Source organism: Streptomyces sp. NPDC051051, from assembly GCF_040682975.1.
In the GTDB taxonomy this organism is placed as follows: Bacteria; Actinomycetota; Actinomycetes; order Streptomycetales; family Streptomycetaceae; genus Streptomyces.
In genome coordinates this window covers 18,827-43,943 of record NZ_JBFBCB010000011.1, presented here as the reverse complement: position 1 = coordinate 43,943, position 25,117 = coordinate 18,827, and the positions used below count along the sequence as shown (strand labels likewise).

Here is a 25,117-nt window from a genome sequence, read left to right as displayed (position 1 = left end):
TCGTCGACGACGCAGGGGCGGGCGGGACCCCCGAGGGCTTCCGGCCACTCCCGCCGGCCCCCGGCGACGGGTGACCGGTGACGCGAAAAGGCCCCTGTGCCTCCCCGAGGAGGGGCACAGGGGCCTTTTCACGGAAGTCCTACCGCAGGCGCGCCATGAGCGCGTGCTCCACCAGCGTGATCAGCGCCGACTTGGCGTCCGCGCGGTGGCGGGCGTCGGTCGTGATGATCGGGGTGTCGGGGCCGATCTGGAGGGCCTCGCGCACCTCGTCCGGCTGGTACGGCTGGTTGCCGTCGAAGCCGTTGAGGGCGATCACGAAGGGGAGACCCGAGTTCTCGAAGTAGTCGACCGCCGGGAAGCAGTCGGCGAGACGGCGGGTGTCCACCAGGACGATCGCGCCGATGGCGCCGCGCACCAGGTCGTCCCACATGAACCAGAAGCGGTCCTGGCCGGGCGTACCGAACAGGTACAGGATCAGGTCCTGGTCCAGCGTGATGCGTCCGAAGTCCATGGCGACCGTGGTGGTCTTCTTGTCCCCGGTGTGGGTGAGGTCGTCGATGCCTGCCGAAGCAGACGTCATGACGGCCTCGGTACGCAGCGGGTTGATCTCCGAGACGGCCCCGACGAACGTGGTCTTGCCCACGCCGAAGCCACCCGCCACCACGATCTTCGCCGAGGTGGTGGAGCGGGAAGGACCGCCGCTAGAGCTTGCGAAGTCCACTGAGCACCCTTTCGAGCAGTGTCACGTCTGGCTGGCCGCCGGCGCTCTCGTCGCCGCCGGGCTGATGGATGGCGACCAGTCCCGCCTCCGCCAAGTCGGCGACGAGGATCCTGGCCACACCGAGAGGGATCGTCAGGAGGGCCGAGATCTCGGCCACCGACTTGATCTCCCGGCAGAGGTTGCAGATCCGCTGATGCTCGGGCAGCTGCCCCTGCATCTGGTGCGGAGCCGCGGTGGTGTGCACCAGTGCCTCGATGGCGAGCTGGTACCGCGGGCGAGTCCGGCCGCCGGTCATGGCGTACGGACGCACCAAAGGGTTGTGCGCCCCCCCGGCCGGCGCCGGTTCGGGGGCGTGGCGCTGCGGCTGCACGGGCTGGATGTGCGGCTGGTGCGGCTGGTCGTACGGCGACGGCCCGGGGCCCTGCGGACCCTGGGGCGCGTACGGCTGACGCTGGTTCGGAGCGGAGGGGAAGGCGTAACGGTTCGGGTTCTGCGAACCGTCGCCCTGGCCCTGGACAGGGCCGTACGACCAGTTACCCGAATGGGAACCGTCTGGGGGTGTTGCCACTTTCTCTCCTCCTCCGACTGTGCCTGGCACCCACCACGTGGAAGCCGCGTCCCGAAACCCTACGGCCTCGGGACGCCAAAACGCACCGTCCGTCTGTTAGTTGAGAAGGCTCCCTTGGAGCTCCGCACGAAGGTCGGGCGTCAGGACCGTACCGGCTCGGTCCACCAGGAGGGCCATCTCGTACCCGATGAGGCCGATGTCCGCCTCGGGGTGGGCGAGGACCGCGAGCGACGAACCGTCGGAGATGGACATGAGGAACAGGAATCCCCGCTCCATCTCCACAACCGTCTGGTTCACGCTGCCTCCCTCGAAGATCCGGGAGGCGCCTGCCGTCAGCGACGTCAGACCGGAGGCGACGGCCGCGAGCTGGTCGGCACGGTCGCGGGGGAAGCCTTCGGACATCGCCAGAAGGAGTCCGTCGGCGGAGACCACCACCGTGTGGGACACCCCCGGGGTGTTGTCCACGAAGTTGGTGATCAACCAGTTCAGGTTCTGTGCCGCCTGGCTCATCGGGCTCACACTAACGCTCCTGGTTGTAGGTGCTGTCAGGACCACTGTGCTGGTTTCTGGCCTGACCGTTCGGTTCACTTCCTGCGTTGCGTCCGCGCTGAACGCCTCGACGCAGGTTGCTCAACCTGCCTCGGACGTCCTCCGGGGCGCGGGAGACCTGGGGGCCTCCCTGGGGGGTGCTCTCGGCGGTGCCCTCGACCAGATTGGCCTTGGGCACCCGTCGCGGCAGACCGGAGGAGGTGACTCCGCCCGCCTTCGGCTTCTTCAGCTGGGCGGCCTGCTGCCAGCGCTCGTCGTTCGCCGAACGCCAGTCGGCGGGGCCGTCCGCGACGGGGGCCGGCGCTTCCTGGGCCACGGACCGCGCACCGTTCGCACCGCTCGCCGCGGGGGATCCGCGGCGGGGCAGTCCGGCGTCGGTTAGCTCGTGGGCGGCGGGACCCGGTCCCGGACGGTCGAAGCCTACGCCGTCCTGCTCACCGGCGTCAGCGGCCTGCGCGGATTCCGCTTGCGGAGCGTACTGGTCCGGGTAGCCGTTCTGATAACTGTTCTGCTGCGGCCAGTCGTCCTGGTAGGGCTGCTCCTCGTACGACGGGAAGCCCTCCGGCGCGGTCTGCCGTTCCGGCGCCCGCTCCTCCTGGGCGGCCTCCGCATACGCGGGGTCGGGGTAGCCGCCGTGCTGCCCGAAGGCACCGTTCTGCGACCCCGTGCCGCCCGCAGGGAAGGCCTCGCCCTGCGGCACACCGCCGTTGGACGTGCCGTACGGGTCCTCGTACGCCGTCTGCTGCCGCTCCTCGTACGCCGTCTGCCGGTCGTACGCCGGCGACTGGTCGGCATAGCCGGTCGTGCCGTCGTCGTAGCCGTTCTGCGCCGGGGCGTAGCCGTCGGGGGAGGCGTCGAACGCGGGCTGCTGCTGCGGCTGGTCGAAACCGTCGCCGTACGCGGGCGTCGCGGCGGACCGCTGCTGGTCGGGCCCTTCAGGCGCCGGGGAGTCCAGGGCCGCCCGGCGCTCCTCGCGCATCAGGGAGCGGCCGACCGGGTCCAGGTCGCGCGGGTCGTCGGGGACCTCCGCGTACTGGCTGTCGTCGAAGCCCAGCTCGGCCGCCGTGCGCAGCGGCTGGTGGTTGAAGTCCTCACCCTGGAACCGCTGCTCCGGGATGATCTGCGAGACGGTGAAGTCGGTGCGCTCGGGCTGCTCGCCACCGCCACCGTGGGTGATCGCGTCGGGCAGCATGACCAGCGAGGTGGTGCCGGCCTGCTCGCCCGAGGGACGCAGCTGGACCCGGATGCCGTGCCGGTCGGACAGCCGGCCGACCACGAACAGGCCCATGCGCTGCGAGATCGCGGCGTCCACGGTCGGCGGGTTGGCCAGCTTGTGGTTGATGTCCGCGAAGTCCTCGGCGGTGAGGCCGATGCCCTTGTCGTGGATCTCGATCATCACCCGGCCGTCGGGCAGACGGGTCGCGGTGACCCGGACCTTGGTCTGGGGTGAGGAGAACGTGGTGGCGTTCTCGAGGAGCTCGGCCAGCAGGTGCACGAGGTCGGTCACGGCACGGCCGTGGATCTCGGCCTCCGGTACGCCCGACAGCTCGATGCGCTCGTACTGCTCCACCTCGGAGGAGGCGGCGCGCAGCACGTCGACCAGCGGGACGGGCTGGTCCCAGCGGCGGCCCGGCTCCTCGCCGGCGAGGACCAGGAGGTTCTCGCCGTTGCGGCGCATGCGTGTCGCGAGGTGGTCCAGGCGGAAGAGGTTCTCCAGTTGGTCCGGGTCGGCCTCGTTGTTCTCCAGATCGGTGATCAGGGTGAGCTGGCCCTCGATCAGGGACTGGTTGCGGCGCGACAGGTTGGTGAAGATCGCGTTGATGTTGCCCCGCAGCAGGGCCTGCTCGGCGGCGAGCCGGACGGCCTCACGGTGGACCTGGTCGAAGGCGCGGGCGACCTCGCCGATCTCGTCCGTGGTGGTGATCGGGATCGGCGTGACCCGGGTGTCGACCCGGCCGGGGTCGGTCCGCGAGAGCTGGTCGACCAGCATCGGCAGCCGCTGCTCGGCGATGCCGAAGGCGGCGTTGCGCAGCTGGCGCATGGAGCGGCTCATCTGGCGGGCCACCATGCCGGCCAGGATGAACGCGGCGAGCAGGGCGATCACGACGGCGGCGCCGGTGATGATCGCCGACTGCTTGGCGTCGTCGGCGATCTGGGCGGCCTCGCTCACCGCCTTGTCGGTCAGGTCCGTCTCGATCTTCAGGTACGCGTTGTACTTGAGGGTGTTGACCGCCCACCAGTTCTCCGCGGTGACGCCGTTCGCTGCGAGCGCCTGGCGGTCGCTCGCGTCCGTGGACGGCAGCGTCGCGACGGCCGAGATCATGTCGGTGGGGTCGGACGGCGGAGCCACGTAGTCCGAGTTCTCGGCCTCGGCCTCCTTGGCCATCGCCGCGCCGTCCGTCTTGATCTTCGCCTTCGCCTCTTCGAGCTTCTGCGCGTCGGCCGCGGTGCCACCGCCGGTGTACTCCTCGAGGGCGATGCGCTCGAGGTAGGCGTACGAGGAGAGGGCGACCTTCTGGCTGGCGAAACTGCTCTTGTTGGGACCGGGCTTGACCAGCAGGTGCATGCCGATGGAGCGCTCCAGCGACAGCGCCGCCTTGGTGAGCGAGATCGCGTAGACCGTACGGCCGTAGCTGGTGATGTTTCCGGTGCCCAGACCGAGCTCGTTCGCGAACTCCATCAAGGGGTGCGCGATCGTGGTGTAGCCCTCTTCGGTCATGACGCCGGTGAGCTTGGGGGAGACGTAGGCGCCGGCCCGCAGCGTCTGGAGCGCGGGCTCCTCGGCGCGGAACAGCTGCAGACGGCGCTGGAGACCGGCCTTCTGCGGCATGTTCTGCGCGGCCTGGTCGAAGGCGTCGGCGGCCTGGTCCGTCTTCTTGCGGGCGTCGGTGACGACGTCCTTGTCCTTGTTCAGCAGCAGCGGCGCGGCGCTGACGTCGCGCTCGTCGTAGAGGGCGTCGGCGTAGAGCAGGGAGGCCCGCACCAGCTGCGCGGTCTTCTGCGCGTCCTCCGCCTCCTGCCAGGTGTCGATCGAGCTCTTCACCTGGAAGCCGCCCATGACGAGGCCGACCAGCACGGGTATGAGCAGGATCGCGTTCAGCCTGGTGGGCACCCGCCAGTTGCGCGGGGAGAGGCGGCCGCCGCTCTTGGCGGGTGCGGCCGACAGCTCCGAGCCGGGCACAGGGGCGGGCGCCGCTCCGCGCGGCGGCGGGGTGAAGTTGCCCCGGGCCGCCGGCTCGGGACTTTTCTTGCTTCGCCTCACTCGACCAACAACCTCTCGGCGGTCGGCACCTTCGTCGTGCCGCAGTGTCTCAGAGCCCGGTCAGCCATCGACCATGAGTACGTCATTGACTATTGGGCAGTTCAGGCATTCCAGCACGACGACCAGTGCAGTTCCAAACATGGAGAAGTGTCGGTTCGAAGTGATGTAAGCCCCAGATAAAACGGTCAAAAAGAGCGAGCCCCGCCAAATGGCGGGGCCTTCGTGTGCGCAGTGGCACCAGGCGACCGCGACGCGTGGCGGCATCACCCGATTCCTCTGCCGAAACGTTATGAACACCGGAGCCGGCCGTGTCCAAGTCCACAGCCGGCTCCGGAGCGCCTACGACAACCGGCGTACGGCGCTGGATACAGGGGTCCTGCCTACCGCAGGCGGGCCATGAGCGCGTGCTCCACCAGCGTGATCAGCGCCGACTTGGCGTCCGAACGATGCCGGGCGTCGGTCGTGATGATCGGGGTGTCCGGCCCGATCTGCAGGGCCTCGCGGACCTCCTCCGGCTGGTACGGCTGCTGACCGTCGAAGCCGTTGAGGGCGACGACGAACGGCAGACCCGAGTTCTCGAAGTAGTCGACCGCAGGGAAGCAGTCGGCCAGTCGGCGGGTGTCCACCAGCACCACCGCGCCGATGGCACCGCGCACCAGGTCGTCCCACATGAACCAGAAGCGGTCCTGACCCGGCGTACCGAACAGGTACAGGATCAGGTCCTGGTCCAGCGTGATACGTCCGAAGTCCATGGCCACCGTGGTGGTGGTCTTGTCCCCGGTGTGGGTGAGGTCGTCGATGCCCGCGCTCGCGGACGTCATCACGGCCTCCGTGCGCAGCGGGTTGATCTCGGAGACGGCGCCCACGAACGTGGTCTTGCCCACGCCGAAGCCGCCCGCCACCACGATCTTCGCGGAGGTGGTGGCCCGTCCTCCGTCAGAGCTTGCGAAGTCCACTGAGCACCCTTTCGAGCAGCGTCACGTCAGGTGCGCCACCGTTGTTCTCGTCGCCGCCCGGCTGGTGGATGGCCACCAGTCCGGCTTCGGCGAGGTCCGCCACGAGGATCCGAGCCACACCCAGCGGCATGGCGAGGAGCGCCGAGACCTCTGCGACCGACTTCACCTCACGGCAGAGGTGGCAGATGCGCTGGTGCTCGGGGAGCAGCCCCATGAGCGCTGCCGGGTCGGCCGTCGTGCTGATCAGCGCCTCGATGGCGAGCTGGTAGCGCGGCCGGGTCCGGCCGCCGGTCATCGCGTACGGACGAACCAGCGGCTGGTCGCCCTCGTCCCCGTACGGCTCCGCGTACGGATCATGAGAGGCGGTGGGCGGGGTCATGAATCCTCCGGGCGGGACAGCAAGTCTCGGTCAGTCGTGCCGTCCGTCGAGGCCGGTGGGGGGGGATTGTGTCGGCCGGACGGTGATTTCGTGAGGCGGGTGGTACCTGGGCGGGTCAGTGGAGCAGACTGCCCTGTAGTTCGGCGCGCAGGTCGGGCGTCAGTACCGCGCCCGCGCGGTCGACCAGGAGTGCCATCTCGTAGCCGACGAGGCCGATGTCGCACTCGGGGTGCGCGAGCACGGCGAGGGACGAGCCGTCCGAGACGGACATGAGGAAGAGGAAACCCCGCTCCATCTCGACGACCGTCTGCGCGACGCTGCCGCCCTCGAAGATTCGGGAGGCGCCCGCCGTCAGCGAGGTGAGGCCCGACGCGACGGCCGCCAACTGGTCGGCACGGTCGCGCGGGAAGCCCTCGGACATGGCGAGCAGGAGCCCGTCGGCGGACACGACAACGGTGTGGGACACCCCGGGGGTGTTGTCCACGAAGTTGGTGATCAACCAGTTCAGATTCTGTGCCGCCTGGCTCATCTGGCTCAACTAACGCTCCTGCTGGTGAGTGGGGCTGGGGAAACTGCCGGTCTGCTGGCCGTTGCCGGCCTGCCGACCCTGTGCGATGCCCCGACGGAGATTGGTCAGCCGTCCGCGTACGTCGTCAGGCGCACGCGAGACCTGCGGACCGGTTTGGTGCTGTTGCTGCTGAGCCGTGCCCGGGACGAGGTTGGCCCTGGGCACCCGGCGCGGCAGGCCGGAGGTGGTGACGCCGCCCGCGGCGGGCTGCCGGACGCGCTCGGCCTGACGGACGAGTTCGTCGTTCGGCGAGGTGCGCCAGGAGGCGCCGGTCGCCGCGGGACGTTGGGGAGCAGCCGGAGCCTGCGGCTGCTGTTGCTGCGGCGTGGGGGCCGAGCCGTTGCCGTTTCCGCCTGCCTGCTGTCCATGGAACCAGTTGGTCTCCAGTGTGTCGAACAGCGGGGTACGCCCGTCCCCCGGACCGGCCGGCGGCAGAGCCTCCGGCTCGGGGCGGGCGGCGGGGCGCGGTGCGACGGGCTGCTGCTGCGGATAGCCGTAGCCGCCGCCGTTGCCGCCGTCGGCGTTCTGGGGGCGGTCGAACTGGCCCGTGGACGAGGGGTCCTGGCGGCCGGGCAGCGCGTGCTGACCGGTGCCGGAGCCGTCCTGGCCGGGGACCGGGAACTGACCGGTGCCCGAACCGTCGTGGCCCGGGGCCGGGTACTGACCGGTGGAGCCGTTGTCGTAGGCCTGCGGAGCGGCGAACCGGCCCGGACCCGCCGGCGCGTTCTGTCCGCCGGGCGTGCCGAAGACGTCGTTGCGGACGAAGCCGTCCTGCCGTCCGTCCGCGCCCGGAACCGGGAACTGGCCCGTGTCCTGGGCGCCGTTCAGGCCGGTGTACTGGCCCATGTCCTCGTACTGACCGGTGTGCTGCGGGCCGCTCGTGCCGGGGCGCGCGAAGTCCGCGGGGCCGGCCGGACCCTGGTGCTCGTCGATGCGCGGGATCTCGGCGGTGGCGCCGGGACCCTGGCGGTCGTCGATGCGCGGCATCCGCGAGGTCTGCGCGACGTCGGGCTCGTCGTGGCCGCGCGGGGCGTCCAGCGGAGTGCGCGCGGCCGGCGGCTGGGCGTTCTCGTCGCCCCAGCTGGTGCCGCGAGGCTGCTGGTTGCCGCCCGGCAGCTCGGCGCGCGGACCGCCGCGCGGCGGCAGCTGCGGCTGGCGGCCACGGCCGCGACCGCCCTGCTCACCGCGGTTGTCGTTCTGGCGCGGCGCGGACGGACGCCCGGCACCGAACAGGTCCTGGCCCTGGCCCGGCGTACCGGCACCGGCCGCCTGGAGACCCTGCGGCGCACCCGGGGCCTGGCCGCCGAAGCCGGCGCCGGCCGGAGCCGGGCGGCCCTGCGGGGGCGAGGCCGGACCCTGCGGCCCGCGCGGCGCGCCGGGACGGCCACCGCCGTCACGGCCGGGCAGCGCGGCCCGGGGACCCTGACCGGCGGCGAGCCGGCCGCCCGTGCCCGAGCCGGCGCCGAGGGCACCGCCCTGGCCGTTCTGACGACGGGCCGCGGCGGCACCGGCGGCGGCCTGCGCGGCGGCGGGACCGCCGGACACACCGCCCTGACCGGGCTTGGGCTGCGGCTTCTTGCCGCCCTGGGCGACGTCCACGGGCAGCATGACCAGCGCGGTCGTGCCACCGGAGTCGGACGGACGGAGCTGGATGCGGATGCCGTGCCGCTGCGACAGCCGGCCGACCACGAAGAGGCCCATGCGCCGGGAGACGGAGACGTCCACGGTGGGCGGCGACGCGAGCCGCTCGTTGATCGCGGCGAGGTCCTCGGGGGAGAGGCCGATGCCGGTGTCGTGGATCTCGATCAGGACGCGGCCGTCGGGCAGCGCGTGACCGGTGACCTTGACCTTGGTCTGCGGGGAGGAGAACGACGTCGCGTTCTCGAGCAGCTCGGCGAGGAGGTGCACGAGGTCGTTGACGACCCGGCCGGCCACTTCGGTGGTCGGCACGGAGGACAGTTCGATGCGCTCGTACTGCTCCACCTCGGAGGCGGCGGCACGCAGCACGTCGACCAGCGGGACCGGGCGGGTCCAGCGGCGGCCGGGCTCCTCACCCGCGAGGACGAGGAGGTTCTCGCCGTTACGGCGCATACGGGTCGCGAGGTGGTCGAGCTTGAAGAGCGAGGACAGCTGGTCCGGGTCGGCCTCGCGCGACTCCAGTTCGGAGATGAGCGACAGCTGACGCTGGATGAGGCCCTGGGAGCGGCGCGAGAGGTTGGTGAACATCGCGTTGACGTTGCCCCGCAGAAGGGCCTGCTCGGCGGCGAGGCGGACGGCCTCGCGGTGCACGTCGTCGAAGGCCGCGGCCACCTGGCCGATCTCGTCCCGGGAGTGCACACCGACCGACTCCACGGACGTGTCGACGTCCTGCGGGTCGGACTCGGACAGCTGCTTGACCAGCTCGGGCAGCCGGTCCTGGGCGACCTTGGTGGCCGTCTCCTGGAGCCGGCGCAGCGAGCGGATCATGGACCGGGCGACGACGAACGCGCCGACCAGCGACACACCGAGCACCAGCAGGATCAGCGCACCGGAGATGATCGCCTCGCGCTCGGACTCGGCGCGCAGTTCACGGGCCTTCTGCTCCATGTCCTCGAGCAGCGTGGTCTCGATGTTGTTCATCTGCCGGATCTTGGTCGTGCTGGCGTCGAACCAGTCCTGGTACGACCGCTTGTCCAGTGACCGCAGACCGGTGGGGGAGCTGAGCGCACGCGTGGCGTACGTGTCGGCGTCCTCGATGGTCGGGCTGCCCTGCTCGACGGGCTGGAGCAGTTCCTCGGCGCCCTCGTCGCCGTAGATGCTGCGGAAGCTGGCGAGTTCGGAGTCCTGGTTCTCCAGGGCGGCCTCGGCGTACTGCCGGTCGTTCTCCGATATCTCGCCGTAGACGTCGTCGTTGACCGGCAGCGCGGCCGCAAGGACGGCGCGCTGGACGGAGGCGTACTCCTTGGCGGCGGAGAAGGCGGACAGCGCGCGGGTGCGCTGGATCATCTCCGGGTTGCTGGTGGCCTGCGCCATGTCCTGCGAGAGGTCGAGCAGGTGGGTGATGAGGCGGTGGTAGGCCTCCACCGTCTGGGTGGAGTTCTTCTGCTCCGCGAAGGCCGTCTTGCGGACCTTCGCGAGGTTGCCGAGGTCGCTGAGGAGACCCACGAGGCTGTCGCGGACACCCTGGAGGTTGCCGTCCGTGCTGGAGGCGTCGATCTCCTCGGAGGCGTCCTTGAAGGCGTCCAGCGACTGGTCGGTCTTCTCGCGGGCGCCCTTGACCGTGAAGTCGGCCGCGGTCTTGCCGTGGGCGAGCGGACCGGCGGACTTGTCGCGCTCGTCCTGGAGCCGGATGGCCAGCTCGGTCGCCTGCTTGGTCATGTCCGTCAGCAGCTTCATGTTGTCGAGCTGCTGGATGTCGTCCATGGACTGGTTGATGCGCAGCGTGCCCAGCGTGGTGGCCGCGACCACGGGCAGCGTCAGCAGCGCGACCAGACGCGTGGAGATGCGCCAGTTGCGCAGGGCCACACGCGGTCCGGGGCCGGGGGTGCCGGCCGGCGGCTTGACCGTGGGAGCCGGGGTGCTCGGCGACGCGGACGCGCCGGGGCGCCCGGGACGCTCACCGCCGTCACCGGACGGGGCCGGGCCCGGGTTCTGGGCGTGCTGGGGCGAGGAGCTGCCGGCCATCGGGCCAGTCCCGCCGTGCGGCTCCGGCTCGGCCGAAGCACTGCCATCCCTCTTGAAACGTCCCTGCACTAGCGTCGCAACCTCTGGACCAGGCGCCCCTCCGCGTGAACGGAAGGACGGTGTCGGCGTCTTGAGGGGCGCCCTGAATACGCCCCCCGATTGGTCGTGAGTACCGGCGCTGGCTCCCCCTTCCAGCCGCCGCTCGGCGCTGCTGTGCGCCCTGCGCGCCGGCTCGTTCCCGCGGCGGTCCGTGGAATTCCAGCACAGTGCAGGATCTCCAACAAGGCTTGTTGGCCGGGCTGTGACATCCGTGACAGCCGGTGAGTGACGGATCACCGGACGTAGAAAGTGATCCTTGACAATTCGTGCGCAAAGGGGCGAACGGTCAGGTCGGGGAGGGTGTCCCAGTCGCCATGATCAGGAGCGGAATGAGAGCTTCAGGGGGAAAATGTCCGCTTCGTAGCAGTCGCTCAAGGGCCTGGATTGACCGGTTTGAGCGCTGATTCGTGAGCAAACTCACACGCTGATCATGAGACCTCCACGCCTTCTCCGGGAAGCGCGTGTTTAGCCTGACGCTTTACAGAGATGGCAAATCCGACAAGACGCGCCCACGGAGGCTCCCCCGGCCGCCCGGCGCCCCGACAGGACAGGGCTCACCACAACAGTGAAGACGACGACGATGTTCCACAAGATCGCCAACCCGCGGCGCACGACGCTGGCGCACCTCAAGGACGCCGACGACCTGCGGCTCCCGGAGCAGCAGGAGCACTCCGTCGACCTTCCGGCCCAGACCGCCAACCCCAGGCGCACCGTCCTCGTCGAGGTCCCCGTGACCTCCTCCGCCGAGTAGATACGCGCAGCGGCCGCCGCATGCTCAAGGCGGCGGCCCCCGGATGTCAAGGGCGTCCCCGGCCGGGGGCGCCCTTCCGCGTTAGCCTGGAGCGTCAGACTCCAGCCAGCTCATCAAGGGGCCAACCAACCCGTGCGCATCGCCAGGTTCTCCATCGACGGGAACGTCGCCTTCGGCGCGGTCGAGGGCGACAAGCCGGACGAGCTCGTCCTCGACATCATCAAGGGCATCCCGTTCACGGAGCACGAGCTCTCCGGCACGAAGGTGCCGCTGAGCAAGGTCCGGCTCCTGCCGCCCGTGCTCCCCAGCAAGGTCGTGGCCTTCGGCCGCAACTACGCCGAGCACGCACGCGAACTCGGCAACGAGGTCCCCGACGCCCCGTTCGCCTTCTTCAAGCCGTCCACCTCCGTGGTCGGACCCGGGGACGACATCCAGTACCCGACCTTCTCCGAGGACCTCCACCACGAGGCCGAACTGGCCGTGGTCATCGGCCGGATGTGCCGCGAGGTCCCGCGAGAGCGCGTCAAGGACGTGATCTTCGGCTACACCTGCGCCAACGACATCACGGCGCGCGACGTCCAGAAGCGCGAGAAGCAGTGGGCCAGGGCCAAGGGCTTCGACTCCGCCTGCCCGCTAGGCCCCTGGGTGGAGACCGACCTGGACCCGAGCGACCTCACCATCCAGCTGACGGTCAACGGGCAGCAGCGGCAGCTCGGCCGCACCAGCGAGATGATCCACTCGATCGAGGATCTGATCGTCAACATCACCGAGGCCATGACGCTGCTCCCCGGCGACGTGATCCTCACGGGCACCCCGGCAGGGGTCGGCCCGCTCGCTGTCGGCGACGAGGTCTCCGTCAGCATCGAAGGCATCGGCACTCTCACCAACAAGGTTGTCAAGCGTGGCTAGCGCACCCGGCTCCCCCGTACGCGTCCGTTTCTGTCCGTCGCCCACCGGCAACCCCCACGTGGGCCTGGTCCGCACCGCCCTGTTCAACTGGGCGTTCGCCAAGCACCACCAGGGCACGCTGGTCTTCCGCATCGAGGACACCGACGCGGCCCGCGACTCCGAGGAGTCCTACGAGCAGCTCCTGGACTCGCTGCGCTGGCTGGGCTTCGACTGGGACGAGGGCCCTGAGATCGGCGGCCCGCACGCGCCGTACCGCCAGTCGCAGCGGATGGACCTGTACAAGGACGTCGCCGACAAGCTCCTCGCCGCCGGCCACGCCTACCGCTGCTACTGCTCCCAGGAGGAGCTGGACACCCGTCGCGAGGCCGCCCGCGCCGCCGGCAGGCCCTCCGGCTACGACGGTCACTGCCGCGAGCTGACCGCCGCGCAGGTCGAGGAGTACCGGGCCCAGGGCTGCACCCCGATCGTCCGCTTCCGGATGCCCGACGAGACGATCACCTTCACGGACCTGGTCCGCGGCGAGCTGACCTTCACCCCGGAGAACGTCCCGGACTACGGCATCGTCCGCGCCAACGGCGCCCCGCTCTACACGCTGGTCAACCCGGTCGACGACGCCCTCATGGGGATCACCCACGTCCTGCGCGGCGAGGACCTGCTCTCCTCCACCCCCCGCCAGATCGCCCTGTACAAGGCGCTGATCGAACTGGGCATCGCCCGGGAGATCCCCGCCTTCGGCCACCTGCCGTACGTGATGGGCGAGGGCAACAAGAAGCTCTCCAAGCGCGACCCGGAGTCGTCGCTCAACCTCTACCGGGAGCGCGGCTTCCTCCCCGAGGGCCTGCTCAACTACCTCTCGCTGCTCGGCTGGTCCCTCTCGGCCGACCAGGACATCTTCACGATGGACGAGATGGTCGCGGCCTTCGACATCGGGGACGTCAACCCCAACCCGGCGCGCTTCGACCTGAAGAAGTGCGAGGCGATCAACGCCGACCACATCCGGCTGCTGGAGGCGAAGGACTTCACCGAGCGCTGCCGCCCGTGGCTGCGGGCCCCGTTCGCACCCTGGGCGCCGGAGGACTTCGACGAGACGAAGTGGCAGCGGATCGCCCCGCACGCCCAGACCCGCCTCAAGGTCCTCTCCGAGATCACCGACAACGTCGACTTCCTCTTCCTCGCCGAGCCGGCCGTCGACGAGGCGAGCTGGACGAAGGCGATGAAGGAGGGCTCGGACGCCCTCCTCGTCACGGCCCGCGAGAAGCTGGACGCGGCCGACTGGACCAGCCCGGAGTCGCTCAAGGAGGCCGTGCTGGCCGCCGGCGAGGCCCACGGCCTCAAGCTCGGCAAGGCCCAGGCCCCGGTCCGCGTCGCCGTCACCGGCCGCACGGTCGGCCTGCCCCTCTTCGAGTCCCTGGAGGTCCTGGGCAAGGAGAAGGCGCTGGCCCGCATCGACGCGGCGCTGGCCAGGCTCACCGCCTGAACCGCCCCGCCCCTGTGAGGTGCGGCACCCCGTCCGGGTGCCGCACCTTCCGCGTTCCGCCGGACGCGCACCCCGTCCGCGCGTTACCGTCGGTGTCATGGCGATCACAGCCGTCGTCTGGGACGTCGACGACACTCTCTTCGACTACACGACCGCCGACCGCGAGGGGATGCGCGGCCATCTCGCGGCGGAGGGCCTCCTCGACCGGTACGGCACCGCCGAGCGGGCCCTGAAGCGCTGGCGGGAGGTCACCCACCAGCAGTGGGCGCGCTTCTCCGCCGGCGGTCTCACCTTCGAGGAGCAGCGCCGCGACCGGGTCCGCGCCTTCCTGGAACGGGAGATGGACGACGCCGAGGCCGACGCCTGGTTCCGGCGCTACCTCGTGCACTACGAGACCGCCTGGGCCCTCTTCCCGGACGTCCTGCCCGTCCTGGACGCCCTCGCCGCCAGTCACCGGCACGCGGTGCTCTCCAACTCCACCATCCACGTCCAGGACCGCAAGCTGCGGGCCCTCGGCGTCCACGACCGCTTCGAGTCCATCCTGTGCGCGGTCGAGCTGGGCGTCTCCAAGCCCGAGGCCGCGGCCTTCCTCGCGGCCTGCGAGGCCCTGGCGCTGCCCCCGCACGAGGTGGCGTACGTCGGCGACCATCCGGAGATCGACGGCCGGGGAGCGGCGGACGCCGGCCTGCTCTCGGTGTGGATCGACCGCAGTGGCGGCACGGCCACCGTCGAGCTCCCGTCGGGGCACCACCGGATCGCCACCCTCGCCGAACTGCCCGCACTCCTCGGCGCCGATACCCGTTTTGGAGCGCAGTCCACCTTCGGGTAATGTTCTTCCTGCGCCGCCGGGGAGCGGGCCGAAAGGCCGGGCCCCGGGGGAGCGAACTAGAACAAGATCCCCTCCGGGGCTTGAGTTCCAGTGGCCTATGGTGTAATTGGCAGCACGACTGATTCTGGTTCAGTTAGTCTTGGTTCGAGTCCAGGTAGGCCAGCTCGCAGATGCTTTGAAATCCAGCACGGCATCTGCATCGCGGATCACATCCGCAAAGCCCCCGTTGTGTAGCGGCCTAGCACGCTGCCCTCTCAAGGCAGTAGCGCCGGTTCGAATCCGGTCGGGGGTACAGATCCTTCCCGCGGTAGCAGTCCGGGTCGCACCCGTTGTTGTCGATGCAGGATCGCTAGGGCCCCCGTTGTGTAGCGGCCTAGCACGCCGCCCTCTCAAGGCGGTAGCGCCGGTTCGAATCCGGTCGGGGGTACTGACTGGTCTAAACCACTTTGGTCTATGGTGTAATTGGCAGCACGACTGATTCTGGTTCAGTTAGTCTTGGTTCGAGTCCAGGTAGACCAGCTCGGACCTGCGGAGACGCAGTGTCCACGCCCCCGTTGTGTAGCGGCCTAGCACGCCGCCCTCTCAAGGCGGTAGCGCCGGTTCGAATCCGGTCGGGGGTACGCATCAGGGAAGGCCCTCCACTTCGGTGGAGGGCCTTCGCCGTTTCCTGTCGCTGTCGCTGGCACGGCTCGGCAGGGCTCACTCGAAGCCGTACCGCCGGGCCGACTCCTCCTCCTGGGCCAGCCGGTGCAGTGCCTGGAGCATCGGCTCGACCAGGATCGCGCTCAGTACGGCCGCCTCGATCCGCTCCGCCTCCGATTCCCGGGTCTCCACGAAATCGAGGTCGAGGACGGCCGCGCGGTGCATCAACCGGGCGTAGGGGACCAGGAGTTCGGCGTCCCAGTCGTAGCCGAGCCGCCGCATCGCGGCCACCGCCACCACCAGTGAGCGGTAGGCGGGCGAGATGCTGGTGAGCAGTTCGGCGTTCCGCCAGCCCAGGGTCCGCAGGAGTTCGCCCGCCTCGCGGTGGGCGGCCCGGAGGCAGTCGTCGTCGGCGTCCGGCTCGGGCACCTGGGGGAGGGCCCACAGGGCCGCGCCGAGGCGGACCGTGCGGCCCAGGGAGTCGTCGTCGACATGCCCGAGGACCTCGCGGACCGTGGCCACCGGCACTCCGCCCACCTGGATCATCGCCCGCACCAGCCGCAGCCGGCGCAGGTGCTCCTCGTCGTACTCGGCGGTCGTCGCGTTGACCTGACGGCCGGGCCGCAGGAGGCCCTCGCGCAGGTAGTACTTGATCGTCGCGGTGGACACCCCGCTGCGTTCGCTCAGCTCGGCCAGTCGCATCCCTTGCGGCCCTCCTTGGTTAGCGGCACTATCCAATCAGGGACTCTTGGAGAGCGCCGCTAGCCAACAAGGGGGAGCACATGTCCGCGAAGCGCGCCGCCAGCCGTACCACCGCCGACGCCCGCGGTGACGTCGTCGTCCTGCTCATCGGGATGCGCGTCAACCGCTTCCGGGCCGTGCACCAGTGGCTCCCGGTCGTGCTGGCGATGTTCCGCATGCTGGCCGAGCTGGAGAAGGACCCGAGCCGCGGACTGCTCTCCCGTGTGCTGCTGACGGCCTCGCCGCGGACGTACTACGTCGTCCAGTACTGGGAGTCTGCGGAGAAGCTGTACGCCTACGCGAGCGCGCCCGACGCCTTCCACCACCGGGTGTGGGCCCGGGTCAACCGCATGGAGCGGGGCGGGAAGGTGCGGGGACACGTGGGGATCTGGCACGAGGCGTACGTCGTGCCGGAGGGGCGGTACGAGGCGGTCTACGGCGACATGCCGCCGTTCGGGCTCGCGGCGGCGCACGGTCAGGTGCCGCTGGCGGAGCGGGGACGGACCGGGAAGGACCGGTTCGCCTGGCGCGCCCCGGCATCGTAGGAGTTCCGGGAACCGGGCGTGCCGCGGCGTTGAGGCCCGCTCGGTTCCCTGCTTGTCCGTTCTCCGGTGTCCGGGCTCCGGTCTCCTGCGTCAGCCGGTGCGGCGCAGCGCCTCCGACAGGCGGCCCGCCGCGTCGATGACCGCCTGGGCGTGCATCCGGCCCGGGTGGCGGGTCAGGCGTTCGATGGGGCCGGACACCGAGACGGCGGCCACCACGCGGTTGGACGGTCCGCGCACCGGCGCCGAGACGGACGCGACGCCCGGCTCCCGCTCGCCGATCGACTGCGCCCAGCCCCGGCGTCGTACGCCCGACAGGGCCGTCGCCGTGAAACGGGCGCCCTGGAGGCCGCGGTGGAGGCGCTCGGGCTCCTCCCAGGCCATCAGGATCTGTGCCGAGGAGCCGGCCTTCATCGTGAGCGTCGAGCCGACCGGGACCGTGTCCCGCAGGCCGGACAGGCGCTCCGCCGCGGCGACGCAGATGCGCATGTCGCCCTGGCGGCGGTAGAGCTGAGCGCTCTCGCCCGTGATGTCACGGAGGTGGGTGAGCACCGGGCCGGCGGTCGCCAGGAGGCGGTCCTCGCCCGCGGCCGCGGCCAGTTCGGCCAGGCGCGGACCGAGGATGAAACGGCCCTGCATGTCCCGCGCCACCATACGGTGGTGTTCCAGAGCCACGGCCAGACGGTGGGCCGTGGGTCGTGCGAGTCCGGTGGCAGCGACCAGGCCCGCGAGGGTGGCCGGACCGGACTCCAGGGCGCTCAGGACAAGGGCTGCCTTGTCCAGAACGCCGACGCCGCTACTGTTGTCCATGAAACGATATTCCCGTCTCACTCTGTGAAACGCAAGTTCAATTTTCCGTGAGACGCGCAACCCTTGGACACACAGCGGCCCGAGGACCAACGGGCCGGGCGGCGGCTGCCCGGGAAGCAGGGGCGGCCGGTGAGCCGGAGGGACGGGTCGTCGCCTCCACAAGATCTCTAGTTGGGCCGGCGCAGCCTGCCGGTCGGAGGGAAAGCGATGGGTAGGACACTCGCGGAGAAGGTCTGGGACGACCACGTCGTCCGGCGCGCCGAGGGCGAGCCCGACCTCCTCTTCATCGATCTGCACCTGCTGCACGAGGTGACCAGCCCGCAGGCCTTCGACGGCCTCCGCAAGAGCGGCCGGCAGGTGCGCCGCCTCGACCTCACCATCGCCACCGAGGACCACAACACCCCGACCCTCGACATCGACAAGCCGATCGCGGACCCGGTCTCGCGCGTCCAGCTGGAGACGCTGCGCAAGAACTGCGCCGAGTTCGGCGTCCGGCTGCACCCGCTCGGCGACGTCGAGCAGGGCGTCGTGCACGTCGTCGGCCCGCAGCTCGGACTGACCCAGCCCGGCATGACCGTCGTCTGCGGCGACTCGCACACCTCCACCCACGGCGCCTTCGGCGGCCTGGCCTTCGGCATCGGCACCTCGCAGGTCGAGCACGTGCTGGCCACCCAGACGCTGCCGATGGCCCGCCCGAAGACCATGGCGATCACCGTCGACGGCGAACTGCCCGACGGCGTCACCGCCAAGGACCTGATCCTGGCGATCATCGCGAGGATCGGCACCGGCGGCGGCCAGGGCTACGTCCTGGAGTACCGCGGCTCCGCCATCGAGAAGCTCTCGATGGAAGCCCGGATGACCATCTGCAACATGTCGATCGAGGCCGGCGCCCGCGCGGGCATGATCGCCCCCGACGAGACCACCTTCGCGTACCTCAAGGGCCGCCCGCACGCTCCCGAGGGCGAGGACTGGGACGCCGCCGTCGCGTACTGGAAGACGTTGAGGACGGACGAGGACGCCGAGTTCGACGCCGAGGTCGTCATCAAGGCCGACGAACTGTCGCCGTTCGTCACCTGGGGCACCAACCCCGGCCAGGGTGCGCCGCTTTCCGCCGCCGTCCCCGACCCGGCTTCGTACGAAGACGCTTCGGAGCGCTTCGCCGCCGAAAAGGCGCTGGAGTACATGGGGTTGGAGGCCGGGCAGCCGCTGCGCTCCATCAAGGTGGACACCGTCTTCGTAGGATCCTGCACCAACGGGCGGATCGAGGACCTGCGCGCCGCCGCCGAGATCGTCCGGAGCCGCAAAGTCGCCGACGGTGTACGGATGCTGGTCGTCCCCGGCTCCGCGAGGGTCGGTCTGCAGGCCGTCTCCGAGGGTCTGGACGTCGTCTTCAAGGAGGCCGGCGCCGAATGGCGGCACGCGGGCTGCTCGATGTGTCTGGGCATGAACCCCGACCAGCTGGCCCCGGGTGAGCGCTCCGCGTCCACCTCCAACCGCAACTTCGAGGGCCGGCAGGGCAAGGGCGGACGCACGCACCTGGTGTCGCCGCAGGTCGCGGCCGCCACGGCCGTCCTGGGCCACCTGGCCTCCCCGGCCGACCTGTCCGACGCCGAGACCCGTACGCCCGCTGGAGTCTGATCAGTCATGGAAGCATTCACCACGCACACCGGCCGGGCCGTCCCGCTGCGCCGCTCCAACGTCGACACCGACCAGATCATCCCTGCTCACTGGCTCAAGAAGGTCACGCGGGACGGTTTCGAGGACGGGCTGTTCGAGGCCTGGCGCAAGGACGGGGACTTCGTCCTCAACCGCCCCGAGCGGCAGGGCGCGACCGTGCTGGTCGCCGGCCCCGACTTCGGCACCGGCTCCTCCCGCGAGCACGCCGTCTGGGCGCTCCAGAACTACGGCTTCAAGACCGTGATCTCCTCCCGCTTCGCCGACATCTTCCGCGGCAACTCGCTGAAGAACGGCCTGCTCACGGTCCTTCTGGAGCAGAAGATCGTGGACGCGCTGTGGGAGCTCACCGAGCAGGACCCCACGATCGAGATCACGGTCGACCTCGAGCGGCGCGAGGTGCGCGCCGAAGGCATCACCGCCGCCTTCGAACTCGACGAGAACGCCCGCTGGCGGCTGCTGAACGGGCTGGACGACATCTCGATCACGCTCCAGAACGAGTCCGACATCGCCGCCTACGAAGCCAAGCGGCCGTCGTACAAGCCGAGGACGCTCCAGGCCTGATCGTCGGCCGGGACGACCGGCCCTGGTCGAATTCCGGCCACCGCGAACCCCCTCCGTACCCCCGATCGGCCCGATCGGGGGTACGGCCGTGTCTGGGCCCGTTCGGGCCCGCGGGTCTGCGCCGCCTTCGGCAACTTCCCACGTTACGGCGGTGGTTGCCGGGGTAGGCGGCCACTGAGGACGTGATCTGCCGAGGTGCCGGGCGCGCCGCGCCGGGCGCCAGTTGCCCCCTGGGCGGGCGACAACTCGCCCCAGATGGCACAATCTGTGCATGGAACACGACGGCCAACTCGAGCTCTATACGGCGGTCGCGAACCAGCTCAAGGAAGCGCACGCAAGAGTGCGCGCACTGCAAGTCCCGGAGGGCGTACGGATGGCGCTGACCCGGAAGCTGCTGGTCATTACGGCCGCGGCCAAGCACGATCTCGCCGACGCGACAAGGCGGCTGGAGCGGTTCATGGCGGACCTCGACGCGGGACGCGTCCCGGAAGAGGAGCGTTGATCGCCTCCGGAGCGGCCGAGTTCGTTGCGGCACAAGGGTGATTAGCCCGTTTCGTGTTTGATTTGCGGTATATATCTGCCTAACGTGCGAAAACGCTTGAACACTTTCGTTCTGGCAATGTCTCCGAAGGGGAAGACGTGAACAAGGCGCAGCTCGTAGAAGCGATTGCCGACAAGCTCGGCGGTCGCCAGCAGGCCGCCGACGCGGTCGACGCGGTCCTGGACGCCATCGTCCGCGCGACCGTCGCGGGGGACAGGGTCTCGGTCACCGGCTTCGGCTCGTTCGAGAAGGTCGACCGCCCGGCCCGCTACGCCCGCAACCCCCAGACGGGCGAGCGGGTTCGGGTCAAGAAGACGTCCGTGCCGCGCTTCCGCGCCGGTCAGGGCTTCAAGGACCTGGTGAGCGGTTCGAAGAAGCTCCCGCGCGGCGGCGAGGTCGCCGTCAAGAAGGCCCCCAAGGGCAGCCTGACCGGCGGCGCCACCGCCACGGTCAAGAAGGCCGCCGCGAAGAAGGCCGCCCCGGCGAAGAGGGCCACGGCCGCCGCCAAGAAGGCCGCGCCGGCGAAGAAGACGACGGCCGCCGCGAAGAAGACGACCGCCAAGAAGTCGACCGCCAAGACGGCGACGGCGGCCGCGAAGAAGACCACGGCGAAGACGGCCACGGCCCAGAAGACCGCCGCCAAGAAGGCCCCGGCGAAGAAGGTGACGGCCAAGAAGGCCCCCGCCAAGAAGTCGAGCGCCCGCAAGACCGCCGCCAAGAAGACCACCGCTCGCTGAGGCGCAAGCGTTCACGGCACTCACGCGCCGGGCCGGACTCCCCCCGGAGTCCGGCCCGCGGCGTTTTCCGCCGGGTTCCGGGAGTCCTGCCAGGTCAGAAGGTCTGGAGGGTGACCAGGGTGATGCGCCGGGAGTCGCCGTCGCCCTCGGTCTCGATCCGCACGCGCTGCCCGGGGCGCAGCAGCCTCAGCCCGCCCGCGTCGAACGCCGGCGCGTCGAAGGGCACCGGGGTGCCGTCGTCCAACAGCACCTGGCCGCTGCGGGTGCCGGGGTCGTACGTGTATGCGGTGGCCTGCATGACCGGCAGCCTACTGCCCCGGAATCAGCAGGCGCGCGACCGCGGCGGCCGTTCGGGGACCCACCCCCAGCGCCAGCGCCGTCCGCAGATCCTCGCCGGTGTCCACGTCCTGGCGCACGGAATCCACCGCCGTCGGCCGGATTTCCACGGCGCCCGACGCGCGGTGACGGGCGCGCGAATCGGTACCGAAAGCCGGAAGCAATTCACGGCCGGCGGCCACCGCGAGAAGAGTCGTACCGATTGCTGCCGCATCCGGGAGAAAAGCGCGGGGGAATTCCGCGGCGGCGTCCAGGACGCGGGTCAATTCCGCCGGACGCAGCGCCGGAAGATCGGCGTTGAGAGCGGCCACCGCGCTGTCGGGCCGCCCGGCGCGCACGGCGGCCGCCGCATGCGCCAGCGCGGCGTTCAGACCCGCGCGGGGTTCGTCGGCGACGATGCGCGCGCCGAGCGCCGCGAGTTCGCGCCCGGCCAGCACGTCGTCCGTGACCACCGCCACATCGCGCACCGCGGCACAGGCCAGCGCGGCCGCCACGGTGTCCACGGCGAAGGCCAGGGCCAGACCCGGACGCAGGGCGTCGCCGGCGGTGTCCGCGAGCCTGCTCTTGGCCAGCGCCAAGGGCTTCAGGGGGATGACCAAGCTCCACTGCACCGGCGTACCGTCCCTCTCTCGTCGCGGACATTGTCCCCCGGTCCTTCCGGCGCCCCATCGATCGGGGCGTACGGTGTTCTCGACAGACCGGCGGCGCGGGGCGACACTTGTCCGGCCCCGGCCCGGAAGAAGTCAGGGAAGTCAGGGAAGTCCTAGAGGAAGGTGTCCGCGTGCCCCGCCGCAGAATCGGCTTCTGGTACCGCTTCGCAGCGGTGCTCTGCAAACCGCCGTTGGTGATTCTGATCAAGCGGGACTGGCGCGGAATGGAGCACATGCCGGCCGAGGGCGGGTTCATCACCGCGGTGAACCACAATTCGCACGTCGATCCCTTCGCCTACGCGCACTACCAGTACAACACCGGCCGCGTGCCGCGATTCCTGGCGAAGAGCGGGCTGTTCGGCAAGGGGTTCGTCGGCGCCGCGATGCGCGGCACCGGACAGATCCCCGTCTACCGCGAGTCCACCGACGCGCTCAGCGCCTTCCGGGCCGCGATCGACGCCGTGGAGCGCGGCGAGTGCGTCGCCTTCTACCCGGAGGGCACCCTCACCCGCGACCCCGACGGCTGGCCGATGACCGCCAAGACCGGGGCCGCGCGCGTCGCCCTGCAGACCAGGTGCCCGGTGATCCCGGTCGCGCAGTGGGGCGTCAACGAACTGCTGCCGCCCTACGCCAGGAAGCCCGACCTCCTGCCGCGCAAGACCCACCACGTCCTGGCGGGCCCGCCCGTGGACCTCGGCCGGTTCTACGACCGGGAGATGACTCCCGAGCTGCTGAAGGAGGCCACGGAGGCCATCATGGCCGACGTCACCCGCCTTCTGGAGGAGATCCGCGGCGAGAAGGCGCCCGACCGGCCCTACGACCCGCGCCGGGAGCGGATCGAGCAGCGGCTCCGCACCCAGGCCCAGACCAGTCACGGCAGGTCCCAGGCACGGACCGGCCACAAGGGGGAGAGCAGCACGTGAGCAAGCCCGTCAAGGCCGCCGTCTTCGGCACCGGTTCCTGGGGTACGGCCTTCGGTACGGTCCTCGCCGACGCGGGCTGCGAGGTGACACTGTGGGCGCGCCGCGCCTCGCTCGCCGACACGGTCAACTCCACGCGCACCAACCCGGACTACCTCCCCGGCATCGAGCTCCCGGCGAACCTCCGCGCCACCGCGGACCCCGCCGAGGCCGCCCGCGACGCCGACTTCACCGTCCTCGCGATCCCCTCGCAGACCCTGCGCGCCAACCTCGCCGCCTGGCGCCCGCTGCTCGCCCCGGACACCGTCCTCGTCTCGCTGATGAAGGGCGTCGAACTCGGTACGACCATGCGGATGAGCGAGGTGATCGAGGACGCCGCCGAGGTGGGCCGGGACCGGATCGCCGTGGTCACCGGGCCCAACCTCGCCAAGGAGATCGCCTCCCGCAGGCCGGCCGCCGCCGTGGTCGCCTGCACCGACGAGGGCGTCGCCCGGCGACTCCAGACGGCCTGCCACACGCCGTACTTCCGCCCGTACACCAACACCGACGTCGTCGGCTGTGAACTCGGCGGCGCCGTGAAGAACGTCATCGGTCTGGCCGTCGGCATCGCGGACGGCATGGGGCTCGGCGACAACGCCAAGGGCTCGCTCATCACCCGCGGACTCGCCGAGACCACCAGGCTGGGCCTGGCGATGGGCGCCGACCCGCTGACCTTCTCCGGACTCGCGGGCCTCGGCGACCTGGTGGCGACCTGCTCCTCGCCGCTCTCCCGCAACCACACCTTCGGCACCAACCTCGGCAGGGGCATGACCCTCCAGGAGACCATCGCGGTCACCAGGCAGACCGCCGAGGGCGTCAAGTCCTGCGAGTCCGTGCTGGATCTGGCCCGCCGGCACGGCGTCGACATGCCCATCACGGAAACCGTCGTCGGGATCGTCCACGAGGGCAAGCCGCCGGTGGTCGCCCTCAAGGAGCTGATGTCGCGCAGCGCGAAGCCGGAACGACGCTGAGCGACCCCCCTGAGTCGACGCTGTATCCGCGCCCTACCACCGGGTACTCTCATGCCGATATGAGCACCGAGAACCTTCCCCAGAGCCCTGAGCAGCCGTCTCGTAAGCCGCGTGTGGCCGTCGTGTTCGGCGGACGCAGCTCCGAGCACGGGATCTCCACGGTCACCGCCGGCGCCGTCCTCAAGGCCATCGACCGGACGAAGTACGAGGTCCTGCCGATCGGCATCACCCGGGAAGGCCGCTGGGTGCTCACCGCCGACGAGCCGGAGCGGATGGCGATCACCGAACGCCGTACCCCCGGCGTCGAGGAACTGGCCGACTCGCAGGAGGGCGCCGTGGTGCTCTCCGTCGACCCCGCGAACCGCGAAGTCGTCTACAGCGAGCCCGGATCGGTGCCCAAGGCCCTCGGCGACGTCGACGTCGTCTTCCCGGTCCTGCACGGCCCCTACGGCGAGGACGGCACCCTGCAGGGACTGCTGGAGCTGTCCGGCGTGCCGTACGTGGGGTCGGGCGTGCTCGCCTCGGCCGTCGGCCAGGACAAGGAGTACATGAAGCGGGTGTTCACCTCCTTCGGGCTCAAGGTCGGCCCGTACGTGGTGGTGCGGCCGCGCGAGTGGGAGCGGGACGAGTCGGCCGCCCGGAAGAAGATCGTCGACTTCGCCGGTGAGCACGGCTGGCCGCTGTTCGTGAAGCCCGCGCGCGCGGGCTCGTCGATCGGCATCACCAAGGTCGATGACCTGTCGGGACTGGACGACGCGATCGCCGAGGCCCAGCGCCACGACCCGAAGATCCTCGTCGAGGCGGCGCTGCGCGGCCGCGAGATCGAGTGCGGCGTCCTGGAGTTCGAGGACGGGCCGCGTGCCTCCGTACCGGCCGAGATCCCGCCGCCGGACGCGCACGCCTACTACGACTTCGAGGCCAAGTACATCGACTCGACCCCCGGGCTGGTGCCGGCCCCACTGACACCGCAGGAGACCGCCGAGGTGCAGCGGCTCGCGGTGGACGCCTTCGAGGCCGCCTCCTGCGAGGGGCTGGTCCGGGCGGACTTCTTCCTCACCGAGGACGGCGAGTTCGTCATCAACGAGATCAACACGATGCCGGGCTTCACGCCCATCTCGATGTACCCCGCGATGTGGCAGGCGAGCGGGATCACCTACGAGGAACTGGTGGGCCGCCTGATCCAGGCAGCACTCCGCAGGTCCACAGGACTGCGGTAGTT

The 25,117-nt window shown here is 70.4% G+C and carries 24 protein-coding genes and 5 tRNA genes; 17 read left to right on the top strand and 12 right to left on the bottom strand.

From position 1 onward, the window contains the following. Positions 1-139 precede the first annotated feature (139 nt). The 8 genes from AB0N31_RS11305 to AB0N31_RS11270 form a co-directional block, all read right to left on the bottom strand. Positions 140-721: an ATP/GTP-binding protein gene (locus tag AB0N31_RS11305; protein WP_363092071.1), complete on the bottom strand. Its 582-nt coding sequence runs from the start codon at positions 719-721 to the stop codon at positions 140-142. After that, positions 702-1,289, bottom strand: coding sequence for a DUF742 domain-containing protein (locus AB0N31_RS11300; protein WP_366058103.1), 588 nt, complete (start codon positions 1,287-1,289; stop codon positions 702-704). The genes AB0N31_RS11305 and AB0N31_RS11300 overlap by 20 nt, the downstream gene beginning before the upstream one ends. A 96-nt stretch (positions 1,290-1,385) precedes the next feature. After that, the gene (locus AB0N31_RS11295; protein WP_030948713.1) at positions 1,386-1,799 is read right to left on the bottom strand and encodes a roadblock/LC7 domain-containing protein; all 414 of its coding nucleotides are present in this window, start codon (positions 1,797-1,799) and stop codon (positions 1,386-1,388) included. A gap of 10 nt (positions 1,800-1,809) precedes the next feature. Further along, positions 1,810-5,100 (bottom strand): nitrate- and nitrite sensing domain-containing protein, encoded by a 3,291-nt coding sequence (locus AB0N31_RS11290; RefSeq protein WP_366058102.1) that lies wholly within the window; start codon positions 5,098-5,100, stop codon positions 1,810-1,812. A 380-nt stretch (positions 5,101-5,480) separates the two neighbouring features. Next, complete coding sequence (locus AB0N31_RS11285; protein WP_030793795.1) at positions 5,481-6,056, bottom strand: ATP/GTP-binding protein; 576 nt, start codon at positions 6,054-6,056, stop codon at positions 5,481-5,483. Beyond that, entirely contained in the window at positions 6,037-6,435 is a 399-nt protein-coding gene (locus tag AB0N31_RS11280; RefSeq protein ID WP_019058642.1) for a DUF742 domain-containing protein, read from the bottom strand. Before AB0N31_RS11280 ends, AB0N31_RS11285 begins: the two co-directional genes overlap by 20 nt. A gap of 115 nt (positions 6,436-6,550) precedes the next feature. Further along, a complete protein-coding gene (locus tag AB0N31_RS11275; protein ID WP_003993189.1) occupies positions 6,551-6,964 on the bottom strand; it encodes a roadblock/LC7 domain-containing protein in 414 nt (137 codons plus the stop codon). 9 nt (positions 6,965-6,973) lie between these two features. Further along, positions 6,974-10,735 carry a nitrate- and nitrite sensing domain-containing protein gene (locus AB0N31_RS11270; RefSeq protein ID WP_366058101.1) on the bottom strand — a complete coding sequence of 1,254 codons (3,762 nt, stop codon included), beginning with the start codon at positions 10,733-10,735 and terminating at the stop codon, positions 6,974-6,976. A 595-nt stretch (positions 10,736-11,330) separates the two neighbouring features. Here AB0N31_RS11270 and AB0N31_RS11265 point away from each other — a divergent pair. From AB0N31_RS11265 to AB0N31_RS11225, 9 genes are all read left to right on the top strand, one after another. Next, positions 11,331-11,516, top strand: coding sequence for a hypothetical protein (locus tag AB0N31_RS11265; RefSeq protein WP_366058100.1), 186 nt, complete (start codon positions 11,331-11,333; stop codon positions 11,514-11,516). 132 nt (positions 11,517-11,648) lie between these two features. Then, positions 11,649-12,425, top strand: coding sequence for a fumarylacetoacetate hydrolase family protein (locus AB0N31_RS11260; protein ID WP_366058099.1), 777 nt, complete (start codon positions 11,649-11,651; stop codon positions 12,423-12,425). Then, positions 12,418-13,902, top strand: coding sequence for a glutamate--tRNA ligase (gene gltX, locus AB0N31_RS11255; RefSeq protein ID WP_366058098.1), 1,485 nt, complete (start codon positions 12,418-12,420; stop codon positions 13,900-13,902). The genes AB0N31_RS11260 and gltX overlap by 8 nt, the downstream gene beginning before the upstream one ends. Positions 13,903-13,999: 97 nt before the next feature. Further along, positions 14,000-14,731: an HAD family hydrolase gene (locus AB0N31_RS11250; RefSeq protein WP_366058097.1), complete on the top strand. Its 732-nt coding sequence runs from the start codon at positions 14,000-14,002 to the stop codon at positions 14,729-14,731. A 91-nt stretch (positions 14,732-14,822) separates the two neighbouring features. Then, positions 14,823-14,894: transfer RNA gene (locus AB0N31_RS11245), tRNA-Gln, on the top strand. A 56-nt stretch (positions 14,895-14,950) separates the two neighbouring features. After that, positions 14,951-15,023, top strand: a tRNA-Glu gene (locus AB0N31_RS11240). A 62-nt stretch (positions 15,024-15,085) separates the two neighbouring features. Further along, positions 15,086-15,158, top strand: a tRNA-Glu gene (locus AB0N31_RS11235). A 20-nt stretch (positions 15,159-15,178) separates the two neighbouring features. After that, positions 15,179-15,250: transfer RNA gene (locus tag AB0N31_RS11230), tRNA-Gln, on the top strand. A 28-nt stretch (positions 15,251-15,278) separates the two neighbouring features. Next, positions 15,279-15,351, top strand: a tRNA-Glu gene (locus AB0N31_RS11225). Between the two features lie 79 nt (positions 15,352-15,430). Here AB0N31_RS11225 and AB0N31_RS11220 read toward each other — a convergent pair. Then, a complete protein-coding gene (locus AB0N31_RS11220) occupies positions 15,431-16,075 on the bottom strand; it encodes a MerR family transcriptional regulator (RefSeq protein WP_366058096.1) in 645 nt (214 codons plus the stop codon). 80 nt (positions 16,076-16,155) lie between these two features. On the opposite strand from AB0N31_RS11220, the gene AB0N31_RS11215 reads away from it, so the two are divergent. Then, positions 16,156-16,659 (top strand): DUF4188 domain-containing protein, encoded by a 504-nt coding sequence (locus tag AB0N31_RS11215; RefSeq protein ID WP_366058094.1) that lies wholly within the window; start codon positions 16,156-16,158, stop codon positions 16,657-16,659. Between the two features lie 90 nt (positions 16,660-16,749). On the opposite strand, the gene ndgR is transcribed toward AB0N31_RS11215, so the two are convergent. Beyond that, a complete protein-coding gene (gene ndgR / locus AB0N31_RS11210) occupies positions 16,750-17,466 on the bottom strand; it encodes an IclR family transcriptional regulator NdgR (RefSeq protein WP_028806673.1) in 717 nt (238 codons plus the stop codon). A gap of 207 nt (positions 17,467-17,673) precedes the next feature. On the opposite strand from ndgR, the gene leuC reads away from it, so the two are divergent. From leuC to AB0N31_RS11190, 4 genes are all read left to right on the top strand, one after another. Next, positions 17,674-19,104 (top strand): 3-isopropylmalate dehydratase large subunit, encoded by a 1,431-nt coding sequence (leuC, locus tag AB0N31_RS11205; RefSeq protein ID WP_366058093.1) that lies wholly within the window; start codon positions 17,674-17,676, stop codon positions 19,102-19,104. Between the two features lie 6 nt (positions 19,105-19,110). Next, positions 19,111-19,704, top strand: a complete 594-nt coding sequence (gene leuD, locus AB0N31_RS11200) for a 3-isopropylmalate dehydratase small subunit (RefSeq protein ID WP_366058092.1) — start codon at positions 19,111-19,113, stop codon at positions 19,702-19,704. Between the two features lie 271 nt (positions 19,705-19,975). Next, a complete protein-coding gene (locus AB0N31_RS11195) occupies positions 19,976-20,206 on the top strand; it encodes a hypothetical protein (protein ID WP_086767364.1) in 231 nt (76 codons plus the stop codon). 137 nt (positions 20,207-20,343) lie between these two features. Beyond that, a complete protein-coding gene (locus AB0N31_RS11190; protein ID WP_366058091.1) occupies positions 20,344-20,982 on the top strand; it encodes an HU family DNA-binding protein in 639 nt (212 codons plus the stop codon). Between the two features lie 94 nt (positions 20,983-21,076). Here AB0N31_RS11190 and AB0N31_RS11185 read toward each other — a convergent pair whose 3' ends face one another. Beyond that, a complete protein-coding gene (locus AB0N31_RS11185) occupies positions 21,077-21,280 on the bottom strand; it encodes a hypothetical protein (protein WP_363092086.1) in 204 nt (67 codons plus the stop codon). A gap of 10 nt (positions 21,281-21,290) precedes the next feature. Beyond that, positions 21,291-21,929, bottom strand: a complete 639-nt coding sequence (gene cofC / locus AB0N31_RS11180) for a 2-phospho-L-lactate guanylyltransferase (protein ID WP_366058090.1) — start codon at positions 21,927-21,929, stop codon at positions 21,291-21,293. A 170-nt stretch (positions 21,930-22,099) separates the two neighbouring features. Here cofC and AB0N31_RS11175 point away from each other — a divergent pair, with 170 nt between their 5' ends. From AB0N31_RS11175 to AB0N31_RS11165, 3 genes are read left to right on the top strand one after another with little or no spacing between them, the layout of a single operon-like run. After that, complete coding sequence (locus AB0N31_RS11175) at positions 22,100-22,891, top strand: lysophospholipid acyltransferase family protein (protein WP_366058089.1); 792 nt, start codon at positions 22,100-22,102, stop codon at positions 22,889-22,891. Next, entirely contained in the window at positions 22,888-23,898 is a 1,011-nt protein-coding gene (locus AB0N31_RS11170) for an NAD(P)H-dependent glycerol-3-phosphate dehydrogenase (RefSeq protein WP_366058087.1), read from the top strand. Before AB0N31_RS11175 ends, AB0N31_RS11170 begins: the two co-directional genes overlap by 4 nt. Before the next feature lie 59 nt (positions 23,899-23,957). After that, positions 23,958-25,115, top strand: coding sequence for a D-alanine--D-alanine ligase family protein (locus tag AB0N31_RS11165; RefSeq protein WP_366058086.1), 1,158 nt, complete (start codon positions 23,958-23,960; stop codon positions 25,113-25,115). The last annotated feature ends 2 nt before the right edge of the window (positions 25,116-25,117 follow it).

Coding starts and splice junctions, on each gene's coding strand:
- leuD (WP_366058092.1), top strand. CDS start 19,111: ATGGAAGCATTCACCACGCACACCGGCCGGGCCGTCCCGCTGCGCCGC.
- AB0N31_RS11195 (WP_086767364.1), top strand. CDS start 19,976: ATGGAACACGACGGCCAACTCGAGCTCTATACGGCGGTCGCGAACCAG.
- leuC (WP_366058093.1), top strand. CDS start 17,674: ATGGGTAGGACACTCGCGGAGAAGGTCTGGGACGACCACGTCGTCCGG.
- ndgR (WP_028806673.1), bottom strand. CDS start 17,466: ATGGACAACAGTAGCGGCGTCGGCGTTCTGGACAAGGCAGCCCTTGTC.
- AB0N31_RS11275 (WP_003993189.1), bottom strand. CDS start 6,964: ATGAGCCAGGCGGCACAGAATCTGAACTGGTTGATCACCAACTTCGTG.
- AB0N31_RS11165 (WP_366058086.1), top strand. CDS start 23,958: ATGAGCACCGAGAACCTTCCCCAGAGCCCTGAGCAGCCGTCTCGTAAG.
- AB0N31_RS11215 (WP_366058094.1), top strand. CDS start 16,156: ATGTCCGCGAAGCGCGCCGCCAGCCGTACCACCGCCGACGCCCGCGGT.
- AB0N31_RS11185 (WP_363092086.1), bottom strand. CDS start 21,280: ATGCAGGCCACCGCATACACGTACGACCCCGGCACCCGCAGCGGCCAG.
- AB0N31_RS11280 (WP_019058642.1), bottom strand. CDS start 6,435: ATGACCCCGCCCACCGCCTCTCATGATCCGTACGCGGAGCCGTACGGG.
- AB0N31_RS11250 (WP_366058097.1), top strand. CDS start 14,000: ATGGCGATCACAGCCGTCGTCTGGGACGTCGACGACACTCTCTTCGAC.
- AB0N31_RS11295 (WP_030948713.1), bottom strand. CDS start 1,799: ATGAGCCAGGCGGCACAGAACCTGAACTGGTTGATCACCAACTTCGTG.
- AB0N31_RS11220 (WP_366058096.1), bottom strand. CDS start 16,075: ATGCGACTGGCCGAGCTGAGCGAACGCAGCGGGGTGTCCACCGCGACG.